Below are 19853 nucleotides of genomic sequence, written 5' to 3' on the forward strand. Positions count from 1 at the left end.
TTGCAATACTGATTAGCTCCGACCCTAGATTCTGATGAGGTAAAAATGGATATAAAAACAATCAAACTTTACCTGCACTTATCGGAAAGCCTGCATTTTTCCAGAACAGCTCAGGCGATGCACGTCAGTCCTTCGACCTTGAGCCGGGTCATGCAGAGGCTGGAAGATGAGGTAGGTGCCAAGCTTTTCCTACGAGATAACCGCAGTGTTGCCCTGACCAGCGCCGGCGTCGAATATCGCCACTTCGCCGAACAGACCTTAGATCACTGGACCAAGCTCAAGACTAAGATTGATCCTAAGCAAGATCTGCTCAGGGGAAGATTGAACCTCTACTGTTCGGTAACAGCAGCTTATAGCCATCTTCCCGGGCTACTCGATAGCTTTAGGCGGGAGCATCCTCTTGTTGAAATAACATTGACGACAGGTGACGCCGCCAACGCGGTTAGTGAAGTCAAAAATAACCGCGTCGATATCGCCATCGCCGCGCTGCCGGATCCTTTCCCAGAGAATCTGCACTTCGCCAAGATAGATGACATTCCCCTGGTCATCATAGCGCCAACATACCGCTGTCAGGTTCAGGAATTATTAACGGAATCTTATACTCCCTGGGACCGTCTGCCCTTTATCGTGCCTGAACATGGGCCGGGGAGACGACGCATCGACAACTGGTTTAAGCAGCTGGGCCTCATTCCCAATATCTATGCTCAGGTCTCCGGACAAGAGGCAATAGCCTCTATGGTGGCATTGGGATGTGGGGTGAGTATCACACCTGAAATTGTGATTAATAACAGTCCGGTGCGAGATAGAATTCAAATCATCCCCACCCCCATAGATATCCCCCCCTTCGAGCTAGGTTGCTGTTGCAGAAACAATAAATTAGACGACCCGATAGTAGCGGCCTTTTTGAAGGTAATATAGGTACACTTAGAGCTAGGTCTATCTAAAACGATTCAAGACAATCGGCCTCGAACACAGAGGCTATACTTGGTTTATTCTTGACCATCTAAAGAAGCTTTATGATAATTCGTTTTAGCTGGATCATCTCGGCTCTGCTATTTGGATTTGTTATCTCTGCTCCTCTGGCCGAACAAGACTATTTACAACCAAAACTCAAATTTTGTGTAGAGTCGACTGAATTTCCCCCCTTTAACTACTTCAAACGCGTCAAAGGGAAGAAGACAGAATCCAGTGGTTATGATGTTGACCTGCTAAAACAGGTTTTCGAACCAGCAGGCATAGAATACCAAGTGATAGTTCTTCCATGGCGCAGATGCCTGAAAGAGGTCTATGAAGGAATAGTCGACGCCGCAATGAGTGCCTCATTGAACCCACAACGAATACGCGACTACATTCCCTCCGCTCCCTACTATCATATAACTCCAAGCTACTTCTACCTCGAGTTTAATTACCCCGATGGTTTAGATATATCGAATCTGAGTGAACTAGACAAGCTGGGAAAAGTCTGCGGAATAGTAGGCTTCAACTACCTCAATTTTGGTTGGGACAGCTTAGATAAGCTCTATGAGATAAATGACATATCCCAACTGCCTACCATGCTGCAGAAGAGTCGCTGTCGTTTTTTCTTAGCACGAAAAGAGACATTCGCAGGCACCTTAGCCATCAATAATATGTACTACCTAGGCGAACTCCTTACCGGGAAAGTAGTTCCCAACTCACAACCTGAACCATTTCATATGCTAGTGTCGAAGAAGTCGGCTTATGGCAATTTAATTAACCAACTATTCAATAAGAAAGTGCTTGAATTAAGAAAGAGTGGTGAGCTTGATCGCCTATTAGAGTATCACCTTAATGAGCTTAGAAAAGGAGCCAAAGAAGCAAACGACTAACGCCTATATTATCCCCCTATAATAGAGCCTAATTCACACATCTCTCACCCAGAATAAGTTCATCTATACTTAATCCAGATAAAAAAAGTCCACAACAAGCCTGCTTAATACCTATTGGTATAACTTATTGGAACTATCAACAAAAAATTATGGATATCCTTGCGATTGTCTTGGTAATTATTGGATTATTAGGGCTCATTGCCTCTCTGGTTCCCACTCACCAGGTCTGCAATATTCCCGATCATCAACATAATGGCTGGCTAGTTTTGCTCAGCATGATCTTTATGTTTATTTTCGGCTATCTGGGGTTTCTATGGAGCCTGTTTACTCATGAAACCGATACCTTAGATTTAATCATAGCTATCATCTTCTGTGGTGGAGGTGGCTTTGTCTGGCTAGTGACTAAGATGAGTCGGGAGACCATCTTTAAGTTAAAAATAACCATTAGAGAGAAGCACTACCAAGCTCACCATGATCAATTAACCGGCCTGCCCAATCGCAATCAATTCTATGAAGATATCGACAAGCTGATCGCCACAGAAGGCCTGATATTTAGCTGCCTTATGATGGATCTCGATGATTTTAAAATGATTAACGATACCTTCGGTCATGCTGAAGGCGATCATGTACTGCAGGTCGTTGCAGAGAGGATAATGAAGGTTATTCCACAAGATGCCATTGCAGCGAGATTGGGTGGCGATGAGCTTGCCGTAGTGCTTCCATGCATCTTGGCCGAGGATGCCGTCACCATAGCTCAAGCTATCCAAAACGAGTTACTAAAAGAGATTAGCTGTGAGAGCCATTCCCTCATCATAGGCGTCAGCATCGGAATAGCTCAATACCCAAAAGACGGCGGTAGCAGAAAAAGTATAATGAAGAGTGCGGATATAGCCATGTATCATGCTAAGAAGAACGATGAGCATTACCAAATATACCAAGCTCATCTTACTTAAATTAAGAGTTAGCAGTCAGACCCGAATATAGTTTGTTCCATGGTTTCCGCCGGGCACATGGACTCGGGCTTACCAACGACTTTCGCTGGCACACCTACAACCGTAGTATGGGGAGCAACATCGAACAACACCACTGAGCCCGCGCCTATCTTGGCACCTTCACCGACTTCGAGATTACCCAATACTTTAGCTCCAGCGCCAATCATAACACCGGCACGGATTTTTGGATGACGGTCTCCCTGCTGATTACCCGTACCACCAAGAGTCACCCCTTGGAGCAGAGACACATTATTTTCAATAACCGCAGTCTCACCTATGACAATCCCCGTAGCATGGTCAAACATGATGCCAGTGCCCATCTTACAGGCCGGATGAATATCGACACCGAATACTTCCGAGTTACGGCTCTGAATAAATTGCGCTAACTCAGTGCGCCCTTGATTCCAGAGACAATTGGCTAACCGATGCACCTGAATCGCCTGAAACCCCTTGAGATTCAATATAACTGTTAGGTAGCTCACGATAGCAGGATCTCGCTCTTTCACCGCCTTGATATCGGTAGCCACATTGGTCAGCATCTGATCGCAATGAATGAAGGCTTTATCGAATAGCTCACGAAAGGTAAAGGGAGAAACTACCCCATCTGAGAGTTTATTAGCCACGATGAAGCTGAGCGCCGATCCCAGACACTCATGATTGAGTATCGATGAATAAACATGACTGGCAAGTAAAGGTTCCTTACGAACCAAGGCTTCGGCTTCTACCCTAAGCTGTTCCCAAACTTCATAACGCATATGACGTAAACTCTTAAATAATGAACGAAGAAGATGTAAAAATGAAATATCTGTAAAAAATGCAGAAGTGTAAAGTCTAACCTAATCTGTGAAGAATACATCAAGCTATAAGAGTAAATAGCTATATGGCATAACAAAATAAAGCCAGCTGATTAAGACATGCGACTTTTGGGAAGTAAGCATTAACCGATGAATTATCTGATGAATCAGTCGATAAACCTCTGTACTAAACCAGCAAACACGGCTTTAGCATCTTGCGTGATAACATCGCCGTGAGTGACGACTATCTTATCGAAATCCCAAGCCTTGATCTTAGTAATAAATAGGGAAAATGCTGGCTTGTCCTTAATGGTAAAGCCCATTTTCAAAGGAGGGGCAACACATTGGTCCTTGAAACCAAGAGGTCTAAATACACACTTAGTCATCAAGCCTGCAAAACCAGATGGACAAGCATCACTATGATTTTGAATAAGGTCTGTCACCAACAGCGACTTTGACTTCTTGTGAAAAAACACTGATTCATTGAAAAAACTAACGCCAGGCATATATAGCCTTTCAAAATCATCACTCCAGATATTGTCGAAATGTTCATCGAGCACCTGATAATTTTCAATTGAGATTTTTTTCGGTATGCCACCACTCACATACATTTTTGCCTCAGGATAAGCGCTTTGCCAGTCATTTAACCAAATATTATGGCCATTGCTCGGCCCAACCAGATAGCGGACTTGACCGAGTTTATCCATGGCCACCTGCAATTCAGGACTGAGTTTAGTGGGCGTATGTAGCCATAATCCACCACAGGCTAATTTAACCACAGTCATTCGTAGCCTTAACTGAGTCCCTCCTAACGGCATAGTATCTTCGTGGGCCCAAATATCTTCACCTAGCTGCTCTATTGCTAACGTCATACCTATCCCTGTTTAGTCTTGGCGTAAATTAATGTGGCGTAATAGCTAACCTACCTAGACTAGCCTTTAAAGGACAGGAGTAAATCGTAAAAATTTATGCCTTCTTCATTGATTCATACCCGAGTTAGCCTGAACTGGGAAATCACAGTTATCACTAGCTGGTTCACGATCTTGGTTCTGACTCACCAGCGCATCTTTAACAAAAATATTTTCAGAGTATTCTTGGATATAGTCGGCTAATACCTGAGGCTCTGATACATGCATATCGATAATATCGACTCGCTCGGTGAGCTGGCCTAGGCCGCCAAAATAGGTCTGAGGCTTACTAAATCTCAACTTGATATTGCTGCTGTCACCGTAGCCGAAATGCAGGCCTTCCTTGTCATTTTTTCTTGGATAGCGGCCCACTTCCACACTTTCTATATCCTCAAGTTTTATCGATATAAAGCCCCAAACACTATTGTTGATAACCAGCTTATCTTGATGCCCATAGATAGAGAAATAGCGGGAGATCCTGTAGTTAGCAGCAAGCATGATCACACCATAACCAGTAATGCTCGACACAATAATGGCCAGCAACTCACTCCAGGGAGAGATGATCACATAAGCTAAGGCGGCCATGACAAGGGCTCCCAGAGTCATAACCAACCAATGCCATCTAGCAGCCGAGCGTAATTTTAGCTTGGTAATGGCGTCGACATGATTACGTGATAAACGAGGAATAGCGTAGTACCAGCTCGCAGGCTCCGACGCTAAGACTAATGCCAAAGAGCGCTTCTTATCGTCTTCCTCTTGGAAAGAATCCAAGATGTGTACTCTGGGGTCACCGGATAAGTTACGCGCCAGCCACAACGCCTTGATGATACTCACCATCAGATATAACTCGATAGCCAGCAATATGGCAATTATCGGGTAACGTAGCCAGGCGATAAACTCGAAATAACTGGCGATTTCGGCCGGAAAGCTAAGTCTGGTCATCAAGCTACTCATGCTAAATATGAGCAGCATCTTCCACAGCTTCTGCTCACCCATCTTGATGATGCAATACCAATAGGTAATCGGCAGTACCAAGAAGTAGAGAATTGAGAAGACTAATACATAGAGATGGCTATTAGTCCCATCTAGGTTTTCAGGAAGCAGCTGAAAACCCAATGTATAACTGATGATTGCACTGACAAGAAAAATCAGCCTGAACTTTATACTACGCCTCATAGCCCCCCTCCCCAGCGAACAGATGTTGTCATCATGTTACATGATATCTATTTACTAGGAAGGCATTAATAAGAAAAAATACTTCAATGACACTTTCACTCAGCCTAGACTTACAACACAGCGTGGAGTTAGGCTGAGATACATAAAATTAGGTTTGAGCTGCCAGAATTAGATAGTGGTAGCCACTGACATATTACCTGTGGCTTTAAGCCGCTCAATTTTAATAATGCAGGGTGCCTTGAGTTTATAAGTCTTTTGCTGGAACTCATAATCACTCTCGAACCAATGAATATAGAGACGCAGATTCACATCATCATTGAAGTGGTTGTCACTATAAAAATCACGATAACAGCGAGAATTTGGCAGATAACCTGAGTGATAGAGCTTTATGACTCTGTCATCCAGACTGATCTCACGATAATCTATGCCATGCTCTGCCATATAGGGAAAATGATACTCTCCATAACGAAACTCACCATCGATAATCTCTATGCCCTTCCCTTGAGACAGCAAGCTATCTAGCTGCAAGGCATTCAACCGACTATGTACACATAGACTCCCCATTCCAACGCTCGCCAGAATCACCAAGCCCCAGGACAAAAATCCCTGGCGCTTGAAATGAGTCAAAATCAACCAAAAAATGATAAGTGCTGCGACACTGGCAGCCAAAATAAGCTCGAAGAGTTGCCACTCTCCCGCTTCGAAAGCCGTACCTGAATAGGCCATGAATCCCTCCATATAAATAACTAAATCCATTTACTCTTTGCAGTAAAACTCACTCTAACCATGAGAAAGTGAACAAATAATAACCTAACATTGTAGTAAAATACCAAACGAATTTCTGCAAACGCGATACGCGTCTAATTTCAACGGTAAAGTAGCGTTAGAGCATCTAATAAAATTACACATAGGGATACGCCTCACTATTCATAAGTCTTGGCACAAGAAACATTCCATTTAGAGATGAAGCTATAGACGTAATGAAGCACTAACTAATACTAGATGAAGTATAGAGAATGGAGCAAAAAAAGCAGGAGAAAGTGAAGAGGAAAAGACATTGAACCACCAGGCTCAATGTCTCGAAAAGTTTAAATAAGGTAATCGACACCTAAGGCAACAAACAGGGCTAGGCCTGCCCAGTTATTATTGAGAAACGCCTTGAAGCAAGGGGCACGTTCCCTAGCGTAAATCAGCTTCTGTTGATAAAGGCTAAAGCCAACAAAAGTAATCACACCTAAAGCATATACCAGGCCACGGTCTGCCGCCCAACCCGCCGTAATAAAACAGGCTAACGCGGCTAGCTGAAACAAGCCAATGATCTGCCTATCATATTGACCAAACAGGATAGCCGTGGACTTGATACCAACTTTCAAATCATCTTCTCGATCCACCATGGCATACATGGTGTCGTAGGCTACGGTCCAGCACCAGTTGGCGAAGAATAACCACCAGGCCTCGGCAGGAACACTGCCAGTCTGCGCCGCGTAGGCCATAGGAATTGACCAACTCCACACCACACCGAGAAACATCTGCGGCATGTTGGTAAAGCGCTTAGTAAAAGGGTAGATAACAGTCAATATGATGCCAACGACAGATAACTGGACGACCAGAGGATTGAGCATCAAGACTAAACCGAAAGCGAATAGCCCCATTACCGCAAATAGTAGCAGCGCCTCTTTACTGGAGATCTCGCCACTGGCTAGGGGCCGGGACTTAGTCCTGTCTACGTGAGAGTCGAGCTCCCTATCGGCGTAATCGTTAATGATACAACCACAGGCCCGCATCACCACCACACCTAAAATAAAGATCGCCAGCACCTTGAGATCGGGCATACCATCTGCGGCTAATATCAACGCCATCAAACAAGGCCACAACAGCAATAAAGTCCCTATTGGGCGATCCATGCGAGCGAGACGCATATAAACGTCTAACTTTCCCTTTAAAAAACTCATCATTCAGGCTCTCCAAATACTGCTCAAACGCTCAATTTAACGATCTAAACCTAACCTTGTGAATCATCATAAATGGCATCATGACCGACACATTCAAGAACTCAACCGCTTTCTAGTAGGTTATTAGCAAGTCTCTAGTCGAGCATAGGCAACAACCAACCACTTACTGCCGACATCATAGAAATTGACTTGTACTCTGGCTTGGGAACCACTGCCCTCGGTATTGGTCACCTTACCTTCACCGAACTTATGGTGCATCACCCCTTGGCCAACCTTAAAGCCCGAATCATTTACCACTATGCTACGAGTACGGGAGCTACTGGTTTTCCGAGGGACGCTCACCTGAGTCTTAAGGCGGATCTCCTCCACATGCTCAGCTGGGATTTCTTTGATGAAGCGTGATGGTCTGGCGAAATTTTCCCTGCCATAGATTCGACGCGTCTCGGCATAGGTGATGTACAGCTTCTCCATAGCTCGAGTCATGCCGACATAACAGAGACGACGCTCTTCATCGAGTCTATCCCCCTCATCCATAGCCATCTGGCTGGGGAATATTCCTTCTTCGACACCCGACATAAATACCACTGGAAACTCCAGGCCTTTAGCCGAATGCAATGTCATCAGCTGCACCGCATCGGTAAATGCATCAGCCTGACCCTCTCCGGCCTCTAGCGCCGCATGAGATAGGAAAGCATTAAGCTCACCCATATCTTCTATCTCTTCGGGCATAATAAAGGTACGTGCAGCGGTCACGAGTTCATCGAGGTTTTCCACTCTAGAACGCGCCTTTTCGCCTTTCTCAGCCTCATACATAGCCTTGAGCCCTGACTTGGCAATGATATGGTCGGTTGTACGATGCAGTGTCATCTCTTGGGTATCTTGCTGCATCTCTACGATAAGATCCATGAAGCCGCGTACAGCATTAGCCGCACGACCACTGAGCAGCTTCTCTTCGAGGGCACGTAAGCAAGTTTGCCACAGAGTTAACTGCTGCTGCCTTGCGGTAGAACGTAAGATATCTAGTGTACGTCCGCCAATCCCACGAGCTGGGGTATTGACCACTCGCTCGAAGGCCGCATCATCATCTTTATTGTTGATGAGACGCAGATAACTCATGGCATCTTTAATCTCTTGGCGCTCGAAGAATCTCAGTCCACCATAGATACGATAGGCTAAGCCCTTGTGGAGCAAGGCTTCTTCTAATACTCGAGACTGAGCGTTAGAACGATACAGAATGGCGCAACCACTTAGATCTCCGCCCATATCGTGCCAATCACTTATGCGTCCCACAATAAATCGAGCCTCATCCATCTCATTGAATGCACAGTATATTGAGATGGGTTCACCGTCTTTATCTTGGGTCCACAATTTCTTGCCCAAGCGATCTGGGTTATTGGCAATCAATGCATTGGAGGCTTTGAGAATATGGCCGGTGGAGCGGTAATTTTGCTCCAGACGTATAGTGCCAGCCTTGGGGAAGTCCTCGAGGAACTTGTGTAAATTCTCGACTTGAGCACCGCGCCAACCATAGATAGACTGATCGTCATCACCGACGATCATCACATTGGCCCCTTCGCTCGCCAGCACACGGATCCAAGCATACTGAATCGCGTTGGTATCCTGAAACTCGTCTACCAGAATGTTCTTAAACCTGTCTTGGTAATGTTTAAGAACGTGGGGCTTGTTGAGCCATAACTCGTGGGCACGCAGTAAAATTTCGGCAAAGTCGACCAGACCGGCTCTATCGCAGGACTCTTGATAAACTTGATAGATCTGTAAAAGATTCTGCTCTATCGGGAAACCACCCGCATCGATATGCTTTGGCCTTAATCCCTGATCTTTCTTGCCGTTGATGTAGCCCTGAGCTTGGCGAGGCGGATATTGCTTCTCGTCTAAGTTAAGGCTCTTAAGAATACGTTTGATTAGACGTAACTGATCATCAGAGTCGATGATCTGAAACGTCTGGGGCAAGTTAGCGTCTTGATAATGGGTTCTTAGCAGACGATGAGCTAAACCGTGGAAGGTCCCTATCCACATGCGGCCCATATTGCTGCCACTGACCTTCTCCACTCGCTCGCGCATCTCTGCCGCCGCTTTATTGGTGAAGGTTACCGCTAAAATTGAATATGGACTCTGCTGTTCGACCTGCATCAACCAGGCAATTCTATGGGTCAACACCCGAGTCTTGCCACTGCCTGCCCCCGCCAATACCAACATGCTGGATTGAGGTGCCCCTACGGCTGCGCGCTGTTCATCATTCAGGCCGTCTAGTAAAGAAGATACGTCCATTCTTGCCTCCAAAAAATCGAAGAAGCAGTATAACAGGAGCGGGTGATGAGATCCTAGGAACGAGGCCCTAGGATCTTGGTTCTAGGTTCTAAAACCTTGTTTTAGACCTTTTCGGCCGCCACTACTGATATCTCGACTAATAAAACATCGCGGGCCATCTTAGCCTCGACACAAGCACGAGCGGGGGCATGCCCCTCGGCAACCCAAGCATCCCATACCGCATTCATCTCGGCGAAGTATTGCATATCCTTGATATAAATTGTCGCAGAAAGTATATGTTTCCTATCACTTCCCGCCTGCTCAAGAAGAGCGTCAACCTTTTCGAGCATGCTGGATGTCTGCTCAGTGATCCCTTCGTTGGCGTCTTTGCATACCTGACCACATAAATAAACAGTGCCATTATGCTTAACGATACGACTCATGCGGGTACCCGTTTCTAAACGTTCGATTGTCATTGGAAGCCTTGTAAGGAGAGTTTAAAAGAGGGCTATCTTACCGATAAGAGCCTCAATTATCGACCATTGATAGATGAAAATGATGACTGAAAATCGAAGAGGTGCATCAGTCATAAACCCAACATCTTGGGAACGCAGTAGCATCAACTATAAAAGACTACACCTTGGCTACTCTGGCTCATGGATGAGTTTGAATAATCTGAAAAAATTACATTCGTCAATACTAGCCCGCTCAATTTTTCAACTATACTCATTAAGATTATAAGCAAGCTAATAACTGAACTCTTATCGACCTATATATATCCGCTCAGTTCAGATGCAGAGATGAACTTGATCAATTAATGGACTAAAGGATGGTGCGTTTAGTGACTTATTCTCTTTCACACTTGAACCTCTCCCCACACTCTCACAGGATACAACCTCGTTTTAGCGAGTCCCTATTTCACTGCCTGAAATTCATCTTCTTAGCGCTAGTGTTAATACTTCCTCTATCTTCTTGTAAGCCAATACCGGAAGCGCCACTGCGTATTGCCAGCAATACCTGGCCCGGATATGAACCTCTCTATCTTGCTCGTACCTTGGGCTACTATCAAAACTCTCAAGTGAACTTAGTTGAGATGACATCTGCATCCGAGGTCATTCATGCATTACGTAATCACACCATAGAAGGAGCTGCGCTAACTCTGGATGAAGTATTGACTGTGATGGAAGATGGTTACCAGTTGAAAGTCATCTTAGTGATGGATTTTTCCAATGGCGGTGATGTTCTACTCAGCAAGCCAGAAATCAGCTCCCTGACACAACTTAAGGGAAAAAATATCGCCGTGGAATACACAGCTGTTGGCGCGATTCTACTTAACGGTGCACTGGATGCGGCAGAGCTTAGTGCCCGAGATGTCAACATCATCGCCTGCTCTTTCGATGAACACCAAGCTTGCTACACTCAGGCCGATGCCGTGGTCACCTTCGAGCCCAATAGAACCAACATTCTCGCTCTGGGAGCCAATCAACTGTTCGATAGTAGCCAAATCCCGGGGAGGATCATCGATGTGCTCGCAGTACATTCTGATGCTCTCGACTCTCACCCCAAAGCACTAGAGCAGCTAATTAAAGGTTATTTCCAGGCGATAGATTACTTCAAGCAAAAACCTCAAGCTGCAGCTGAATTAATGAAGGCCAGATTACAGCTGACTCCCAGAGAAATCCTTCATAGCTACCAAGGTCTGCACTTGCCCAGCTTAGCCGAGAACCTAGATCTTCTCAGGGGAGAGACATCGAAACTAGAGGAGATTGCCAGCGAATTGTCCATCTTCATGCATGAACGGCGACTGCTGAGCCGTAAAGTGTCCGTTAAGGCGCTGGCAAGTGATCGCTTCACCTTAGAAGTAAACCCATGAAGGGAATAAGAACCCTCTCTCTAAGGCTCTGGTTACCCGGGCTTATATTATTCACATTTAGTGCCTTAGGGGGATTTGTTGTATTGCAATCCTACAAAGCTCTCGAGGCTGAGCTGGTAAATTCGAGTCTGAACTTTATCCGTAAAGATATTTCAGCCCTGCAAAGGCAGATGGAAAAACAACTCAGCAGCAATCGCCCACAGGAAGCCGAACAATCATTGTCGGCCAGAGGCGTAAATACTCGCTATAAGACCCTGTTATCTCTCGATGAGAATGGCAAAATATTACACTCGACTCGATTCGCCATTAAAGGACTGATGGCCAACACAGTTCTGCCATTTTTTGAGATGAAACGTTTTATCCAAGTACAGAAAAATAAACAGATGGATATTCGGCTTTCGGAGAATGGTCATCAAATCTTTGCTTACTATCCACTGATTCTCGCTCGTGCAGCCAATGAGATCCGCCCCACCCGTACCGGAGCTATTTTCGTCGCCTACGACCTTAGCTCCGAACAAGCACAGATCTGGTCGAAAGTCAGCCTGTTTAGCATTCCTATAGGTCTATTTTTACTGCTCGCAATGCTGACAATAAGCCTGTTTCTCGACCTGTTCGTTACCCGACCGATCCGACACTTGGTCACAGGTTCAAAGAGTCTGGCGGATGGGCTGCTAGGTGTTCGCTGCCAGATCAAGGGTCAGGGAGAGATCGCGCTGCTGGGCCAGTCCTTCAACGATATGGCCACCCAGCTAGAAGAAAGATTCGAGCTGAGTAGGCAAGCCGAAATAGCCACTCTGGAGCAGAAACTCTTAGTCACAGATATTTTGAACTCTACTGCCGAGGCCATCTACGGTATCGATCTCAAAGGAGAGTGTATCTTCGCCAATCCCACCTGCATCAAGATGCTAGGCTATAGGGATATTAATGAGCTATTAGGCAAGAATATGCATGAACTCATACACTATAAACATGCAGATCTGACTCCTTATCATGTCGAAGATTGTCCCATTCTTAATGTATTACGCTCAGGACAAGGCGTGCATATCAACTCAGAAAAACTATGGCGAGCCGACGGCAGTGGTTTCACCTCCGAATATTGGTCCTACCCCATAGAGCGTGAAGATAAGATAATAGGTGCCGTCGTGACTTTTCTGGATACCACTGACAGAGAAAAAGCGGCGGAGGTGATTCGACATCAAGCCCACTATGACACATTGACCGATCTCCCCAACCGTTTTCTCGCCTTGGAACGCTTATCTCAAATGCTGGAGGAGAGCGAACGCTCCCAAGAGAATATTGCGGTCTTATTTCTCGATCTCGATGATTTCAAGAAGATCAATGACTCACTGGGTCATGAGACCGGAGACAGGTTGCTCATCGAGTCGGCCAAGAGGCTACTTAGCTCCATTCGAAACGGAGATACCGTTGGCCGTTTAGGCGGTGATGAATTCATCATATTACTGCATGGACTCAAACAAGCTGCGGATGCTAGGCCCGTAGCCGAGCACCTAATCGATAGCTTTAGGAAGCCTTTTTTGGTGGGAGAACGCGAGCTTATCTTAACGGCCAGTATCGGCATATCAATCTACCCAGACGATGGAGAAAACGCCTCGGAGTTGCTAAGAAATGCGGACTCGGCCATGTATCATGCCAAAGAAAAAGGCAGAAATACCTATTCCTATTTCACTGATAAAATGAACAAGGAAGTGTCCAGAAGACTCGCCATTGAGGAGCAGATACATGGTGCTTTGGAGCGCGGGGAGTTCGAGGTTTACTATCAGACCCAAGTAGATATTACCAACAACATCATCATGGGAGCCGAGGCTCTACTGAGGTGGAGCAATCCGGCATTAGGCAGCATATCACCGGAAGAATTTATCCCCATTGCCGAGCAAACAGGTGCGATCATTCCACTGGGAAAGTTTGTTTTCCTACAGGCCATAGTCGCTACTACATTGTGGAAGAAGAAACATCAGAGTCCATTTCGAATTGCCATCAACCTGTCTCCCTGCCAATTTAGAGACCCAGATCTAGTGTCGTTTATCATAGATAACGTTAATCAATCCAAGATGTCGCCTAAAGACATAGAGTTGGAGATCACCGAAGGGGTCTTACTCAGTGGTCATGACTATATTACCGTGGCGCTAGAAGCCCTGAGTAAGGCGGGATTTTCAATTGCCATGGATGACTTCGGCACAGGCTACTCCTCACTTAACTATCTGAGAACCTACCCTTTTAACGTACTTAAAATAGATAGAAGTTTTATCCACGATATAGAGACTGGCACAGCGAACAAGGAGTTAGTATTGGCCATGGTGGCCATGGCTCATGCCCTGGGAATAGGAGTGGTTGCAGAAGGAGTCGAGACAGAAGCCCAACTCAATTACCTTAAGAGCATCAATTGTGATTATGCTCAGGGTTATTTCTTCAGCAAGCCAAGTCCAGTCGTCAAGTTGCTCATGTCTAACCCTGAGCCTCAATGTGATATAAAGACAATAAATTCACCTTAGCCTTAAGTCCGGTAGTGAGACCGCCTGAAAAAGACAGTTAAACTTAGAAAACTAGCATTAGACCTCCAAGTCCGCCGCCACTATACCCTTGCTTATGCTCGACTTTAGCAAGCTTCTCTTCTTTCAGTCTAACCTTAAATCGAGCTAATTCATCATCGAGATTAACGACCATGTCACTAATTCCGGACGGAACAATGAGTACAAAAAAGGCGTGCTCGAGTCGAGCACGCCTTTTTAATATGAGTTCAAGCTATTAATAGCATTCGCTATATAGCTAACTAGACTTTGGAATTCTCTTCCTTGAGGCCGATGCCGTCCATCCAATGATCGAAGTCCATCATATTGCCTGGTAACACGATTTTACTGGCGTTATTACTCAAACCATCGAGTTGCTTAAGATATTGAGCCCCTAGCTGCATTCGCACCACATTCTGTCCCCCTGGGGCAGAGATCACTTCGGCTATACGCTCGATAGACTCGGCGGTGGCGTGAGAAATAGCTAAGATCTCCTCAGCTTTACCTTCAGCTTCATTGATGCGACGTTGCATCTCACCTTCAGAAAGGTTAATCATCTCAGCCTTGATACCCTCAGAGCGATTGATCTTACTCTGCTTGTCACCCTCACTCTTGGCTAATAAGGCACGGCGTTCACGCTCGGCATTCACCTGCATCTCCATGGCTTTTTTTACCGTATCGGGTGGGGTAATATTCTTGATCTCATAACGATGGACTCTAATGCCCCATGTGGCTCCCGCCTGATCTAACACTTCGACCACTTTAGCGCTAATCACATCACGCTCTTCGAAGGTGCGATCTAAGGCTAAAGTACCTATAACAGAACGCGTCGTCGTCTGGGCTAACTGAATGGCGGCGTAACGGTAATCTGTGACTCCGTAGCTAGCCTTAACCGGATCTATCACCGAAATATAGATCACCCCATCTACCTCAACATTTACTTCATCGCTTGAGAAACACTCCTGAGGTGGCACATCTATAGTTTCCTCTTTTAGATCATGAATGTAAGTCACCTTATCGACGAAGGGAATCAAGGCATGAAAGCCTGCGTCTAAGGTAGCGTGGTACTTACCTAAGCGCTCGACGATATAAGCCGATTTCGTTGGCACTAAGCGAATAGATTGAAATAATTTGATGATGAAGACGGCGAAGATAAGTCCCCAAATACCCAACACGATAAAATCTGTATCTATTCCTGCAATCATGAGCGAGCTCCTTTCACTGTATTAGTCTTTGTCGAAGAGGAGCTTACGGCATGTGTCACCTGTTCCATTCCCTCAAAAAAACCTTCCAACTTAGCCATCTCAGCTGGCACAACGGAGACATCGGCCTCCTCCAAAATCTTACCTAACTGGACAATAAACTGTTCTTTTAACTGCATATTCATCGCATCATTACCGCCATTCACGGCCAATGCAGCCGACAACATTCTCATGCCTTCCGCTTTCGCCTTGGCGACTATGCTGATCTCCTGAGCCGTGCCTTTAGCCTCATTAATACGCTTCTGCTTCTGCCCCTCGGAAACATTGATTGCTTCTTGTCTCTCACCTTCAGATAGGTTGATCATCGCCGCTTTTTCGGCATTGGCAAAAGTGATCTCGGCGCGCTTACTTCGCTCTGCCTCCATCTGCTTCTCTAACGTATGAATAACGTGTCTCGAGGGAGTGATGTTCTTTATCTCATACCTAAGCACCTTGATACCCCATGAAGCGGAGGCCTTATCTATCTCACGAACGATGGACTCGTTGAGGCTATCTCGCTCAGAAAATGTCTGACTCAAGTTCAATTTACCTATCTCAGAACGCATAGTTGTCTGGGCTAGATTAACCGCTGCGAGGCGATAATTTTCGATGCCGTAACTGGCAAGCTTGCCATCCATCACCTTGAGATAGACTAAACCATCGACCTCGAGCTGAGTGTTGTCTTTCGAGATACAACTCTGGGGTGGCACATCTAAGACCTGCTCACGGATCTCATGCTTATATGCGACCCTGTCGAAAAAGGGGATCAAAAAATGAAACCCTGGTTGTAGTACGGCACGAAACTTTCCTAAACGCTCGATAACATTCACTTCGCGCATGGGGACGATCAACATTAACTTATAGAGAAGAAAAAAGATAAACAGCACAAATAGGGTAAACACAAACATAGATTCCATCCTTACTTATTGATTAATCTGTTGTTAATTAGATCTCGGCTTATTTGGTGTATTCAGTCCCTTGGTAGGGCTCGACAACAAAGGCTATATTCTCCCTGCAGATGATACGCACTCGAGTTCCGGCTGCTATTTCGCTGCCATCACCTAGGGCTGACCATTCAGTTCCTTGAAACTCGATACGACCCTGTTTCTGCGCCGGTCCTATGGCTTCTTTAACTAAAGCTATTTGGTTATAGAGCTCCAGCTCCTCGTCGGTGCTGGCCACATGAACATCTCCACCGACTAATTTCTGAGTCACTTGTCTAAAGCTCAGCAATAGGACGATAGATGCAATGAACCACAGGGTCAACGCCTGCACGATTCCATCGACGAACCCGACAGCGAGCGCTCCGGCAACCACTAAACATGCGCCGCCAAGTAAGATGACAATACCACCCGGGATAATTATCTCTGCCAGCATCAAAAAAACACCCAGACAGGCCCAGATGATGATGGGATTAGAAAACTCCATATTTCCCCCTGAAATCATGGTTTCGGTAAAAAACCACTATATCAGCAGTTAGCACTTTTCGCGACATAATATGTCGCGAAAAGTATATACTCTGCACTACAACAAGTTAATAAATTGATTATATGAATTAAAGCATTAGCTGAATTAGCGTCTATAACAGGAATACGGACCGAATCAAGAACTTGATACGAACACGATTTGATCTAGCTAGGATAGTCATTGAGTTCGGGACAAGATTACAACAAGGGAAATGTTAACGCTGCATAGGACGTGCAACTATCCTCTGCCTTGTGATGAAACTTAGAAATAATATCCAAAATTGATGTTAATACGCTTGTCCCAATCATCACCCACTTCAGGTAAGCCAACATGATCGTTATTCGCTGTAGAAAAGGTCATATTCTTACCCATGATGAAATCTACCATGGTATAAGTCGCGCCTGAAGCGATAGCTAGCCCAGTGACATTTTGCATGCTGTTATCATAACTCGTATCAAGTACATCAGGAGTCATCAAGCCAAAATCATTGTAGAATTTCAGACTACCCCAATCAGTTTTGATTGTTTTGGCAAAATTCACACTGTAAATTTGTCCCTTAGAGGCAACTTCATATTGCCAACTGAGTACCGACACACCGATTTTATTCTCATCTAAGCTATCAGCCGCATCGAATTCATACTGCATGGCTTGTAGCTGCAAATTCCAGCCATTGACACTAGCATTCATATGAGTTGCGACCGCATACCTATCACCGTTATTACCCGTTTTACTGTTGTAGATTTGCCCCACTTCAAATGAGCCGCCTAAAGTAGTCGAAATGCCATCATATACAAAGGTGTAGGTCTGACGCAGATTCAACTGATTAGTTTCTTCATTGTTATACTCAGTACCATTAATCGTTCCACTATAGAGATCCGTTGCGTAACGCTTGTTTTCACTTGCACCATATTCGGCATTTTTATAGAAAGCCATATCCGTATGCCAGCCATTATGTTCATAAACGGCTTTTATACCTACATCATGATCATCTTCAAAACCAAGGTAATAAGGTAAACCGAACCAGAAACTATTAGAAATAAATTCAGGATTACCGAATGGCACTTTATTTATTCCAAATTGCAACTGCCAATCAGCATTCAACTCATAGTAACCATAGCCATATCTAATGTAATCTGTACTGGATGCGAAACGGTATTCAGCTGCTAATCCCCAATCCCCCTTCTTACCATCAAATTTAATGGCTGCCATATCGAATGTGAGATCGCCAGCTTTATCCTTTGAGCTTTCGTCGTAATCTTTATATTCATAATTAACACGCACTGTCCCACCAATACTTATCCCGTCTTCAGCTTGCGCTGAAATACTCATCAAGGACAAGGAGACCACACTAGCCAAAATAGATAACACAAACTTATTTTCTTTCATTATTATCACCTTATTATTTTTATTTGACACAAGTCAACCCCCAGATTTTATAAATCCAAGTTAAAAATCAATTTAATTTAATTTAATTTAATTTAATTTGAAGCAACAAAATCTAACGATTAAATATATCTAACAAGTTATTTATTAATAGTATAGTACCTACAAGGTATCAATAACTTTCCTAGTACATAGGGAAAATTGGTTAACGGTGAGACTAGTCGTTACGCTTAGCCAATATTAATTATCTAAGCCAAAATTATTTTCATTAAGTCTACTACTTACCAATTCCTGCCAGTAATTAACACCCTTCATTAATATATTATCATTAAAGTCGTAGCCAGGGTTATGTAATGCGGTACCGCCACACTCACCTTGACCATTGCCGAGTAATATATAACAACCTTTGACTTCGCGAAGCATAAAGGAGAAATCTTCACTTATGGTTAAAGGTTCGCAATTAGCATTCACGTTTTCGACACCAACAACTTTCTGGGCAGCATTAACAGCGTAGGTGGTTTGCTCTTTGCTATTAATTGTCGATAAGAAGCTATTATTAAAATGATACTCATAAGTCACATTTGCCGATATACACTGACCTGAAACAATACGCTCAATCGTGGCGTCAATCTTTGCTAAAGCCTCATCGGTAAAGCTGCGAGTATCTCCCTTAATCGTCACTTGTGTTGGGATCACATTTACCGTGCCATTGGTGGTGAATTCAGTTACCGAAATTACCGCTGTTTCATTTACCGCACTCAAGTTACGGGAGACAATAGTCTGTAAAGCGGTAACTATACTCGCCCCGACCACTATGGGGTCTGTTCCCATATGGGGTAAAGCAGCATGACCACCAGTCCCTATGACATTAATTTCAAAACTACTCTCGCTTGCCATCAAGGAGCCGGGACGAGTGATGAAATCGCCTTCCGGGACTCCTGGGAGGTTATGCATCGCATATACCTCATCAATCTTCCATTTGGTAAACAAGCCATCGGCTATCATGGCTTTAGCACCGACACCATGCTCTTCTGCCGGTTGAAAAATGAAGTACACAGTGCCATCAAAATTACGTGTTGCAGCTAGCTCGTGTGCGGCCCCGAGTAACATCGCAGTGTGGCCATCATGGCCACATGCATGCATCAATCCAGTATGCTGTGACGCATGCTCAAAACAGTTTACTTCTTCAATACGAAGGGCATCCATATCGGCACGTAGTCCAATAGAGCGTTCACTGTCACCACATTTCAAAATGCCAACGAGACCGGTTTTACCTATATTACGATGCACTTCGATACCAAATTCTTCCAGTTTATTAGCCACCATAGCTGACGTTAACACCTCTTCAAAACCAAACTCGGGGTGCTTATGGATATGGCGACGCCAGTTTACAACTTGCTCTTGTATAGTCATCAAAAATCTCTGCT

Annotated in this window: 17 protein-coding genes and 1 pseudogene; 5 read left to right on the top strand and 13 right to left on the bottom strand. The window is 44.8% G+C overall.

Features of this window, described 5'->3' with window-relative positions:
• Positions 1-45: 45 nt before the first annotated feature.
• The 3 genes from ilvY (at position 46) to FS373_RS23625 (ending at position 2800) form a co-directional block, all read left to right on the top strand.
• On the top strand, positions 46-918 hold the full coding sequence (gene ilvY / locus FS373_RS23615; RefSeq protein WP_152830756.1) for an HTH-type transcriptional activator IlvY: 873 nt from the start codon (positions 46-48) through the stop codon (positions 916-918).
• A 98-nt stretch (positions 919-1016) separates the two neighbouring features.
• Positions 1017-1847, top strand: coding sequence for a substrate-binding periplasmic protein (locus FS373_RS23620; protein ID WP_144048282.1), 831 nt, complete (start codon positions 1017-1019; stop codon positions 1845-1847).
• A 149-nt stretch (positions 1848-1996) separates the two neighbouring features.
• On the top strand, positions 1997-2800 hold the full coding sequence (locus FS373_RS23625; protein WP_152830757.1) for a GGDEF domain-containing protein: 804 nt from the start codon (positions 1997-1999) through the stop codon (positions 2798-2800).
• Between the two features lie 8 nt (positions 2801-2808).
• On the opposite strand, the gene cysE is transcribed toward FS373_RS23625, so the two are convergent.
• The 7 genes from cysE to FS373_RS23660 all read right to left on the bottom strand — a co-directional run bounded on the left by cysE (position 2809) and on the right by FS373_RS23660 (position 10413).
• The gene (gene cysE, locus FS373_RS23630) at positions 2809-3594 is read right to left on the bottom strand and encodes a serine O-acetyltransferase (protein ID WP_144048284.1); all 786 of its coding nucleotides are present in this window, start codon (positions 3592-3594) and stop codon (positions 2809-2811) included.
• Between the two features lie 206 nt (positions 3595-3800).
• Positions 3801-4505: a DUF4336 domain-containing protein gene (locus FS373_RS23635; protein WP_144048285.1), complete on the bottom strand. Its 705-nt coding sequence runs from the start codon at positions 4503-4505 to the stop codon at positions 3801-3803.
• Positions 4506-4610: 105 nt separating this feature from the next.
• Positions 4611-5717, bottom strand: a complete 1107-nt coding sequence (locus FS373_RS23640) for a hypothetical protein (RefSeq protein ID WP_144048286.1) — start codon at positions 5715-5717, stop codon at positions 4611-4613.
• Positions 5718-5885: 168 nt separating this feature from the next.
• Entirely contained in the window at positions 5886-6473 is a 588-nt protein-coding gene (locus tag FS373_RS23645) for a hypothetical protein (RefSeq protein WP_227993200.1), read from the bottom strand.
• 332 nt (positions 6474-6805) lie between these two features.
• The gene (gene ubiA, locus FS373_RS23650) at positions 6806-7669 is read right to left on the bottom strand and encodes a 4-hydroxybenzoate octaprenyltransferase (RefSeq protein ID WP_144049137.1); all 864 of its coding nucleotides are present in this window, start codon (positions 7667-7669) and stop codon (positions 6806-6808) included.
• A 123-nt stretch (positions 7670-7792) separates the two neighbouring features.
• Entirely contained in the window at positions 7793-9958 is a 2166-nt protein-coding gene (gene uvrD / locus FS373_RS23655) for a DNA helicase II (RefSeq protein WP_152830758.1), read from the bottom strand.
• 101 nt (positions 9959-10059) lie between these two features.
• Positions 10060-10413, bottom strand: coding sequence for a RidA family protein (locus FS373_RS23660; RefSeq protein ID WP_144048288.1), 354 nt, complete (start codon positions 10411-10413; stop codon positions 10060-10062).
• 365 nt (positions 10414-10778) lie between these two features.
• On the opposite strand from FS373_RS23660, the gene FS373_RS23665 reads away from it, so the two are divergent.
• Together FS373_RS23665 and FS373_RS23670 are read left to right on the top strand one after the other, a co-directional pair.
• Positions 10779-11810: an ABC transporter substrate-binding protein gene (locus FS373_RS23665; RefSeq protein WP_185976909.1), complete on the top strand. Its 1032-nt coding sequence runs from the start codon at positions 10779-10781 to the stop codon at positions 11808-11810.
• 83 nt (positions 11811-11893) lie between these two features.
• Positions 11894-14320, top strand: a complete 2427-nt coding sequence (locus tag FS373_RS23670; protein WP_144048290.1) for an EAL domain-containing protein — start codon at positions 11894-11896, stop codon at positions 14318-14320.
• Between the two features lie 43 nt (positions 14321-14363).
• Here FS373_RS23670 and FS373_RS32245 read toward each other — a convergent pair.
• From FS373_RS32245 to FS373_RS23700, 6 genes and pseudogenes are all read right to left on the bottom strand, one after another.
• Positions 14364-14501: pseudogene (locus tag FS373_RS32245) on the bottom strand (rhombotarget lipoprotein); the annotation flags it as partial.
• 97 nt (positions 14502-14598) lie between these two features.
• Positions 14599-15540, bottom strand: a complete 942-nt coding sequence (locus tag FS373_RS23680; RefSeq protein WP_144048291.1) for an SPFH domain-containing protein — start codon at positions 15538-15540, stop codon at positions 14599-14601.
• A complete protein-coding gene (locus tag FS373_RS23685) occupies positions 15537-16484 on the bottom strand; it encodes an SPFH domain-containing protein (protein ID WP_144048292.1) in 948 nt (315 codons plus the stop codon). The genes FS373_RS23680 and FS373_RS23685 overlap by 4 nt, the downstream gene beginning before the upstream one ends.
• Positions 16485-16533: 49 nt before the next feature.
• Entirely contained in the window at positions 16534-17004 is a 471-nt protein-coding gene (locus FS373_RS23690; RefSeq protein ID WP_144048293.1) for an NfeD family protein, read from the bottom strand.
• Between the two features lie 300 nt (positions 17005-17304).
• Positions 17305-18429, bottom strand: coding sequence for a hypothetical protein (locus FS373_RS23695; RefSeq protein ID WP_152830760.1), 1125 nt, complete (start codon positions 18427-18429; stop codon positions 17305-17307).
• Between the two features lie 237 nt (positions 18430-18666).
• Complete coding sequence (locus FS373_RS23700) at positions 18667-19839, bottom strand: M20 aminoacylase family protein (protein ID WP_144049139.1); 1173 nt, start codon at positions 19837-19839, stop codon at positions 18667-18669.
• Positions 19840-19853 lie beyond the last annotated feature (14 nt).

Source organism: Shewanella sp. YLB-07 (assembly GCF_009377275.1).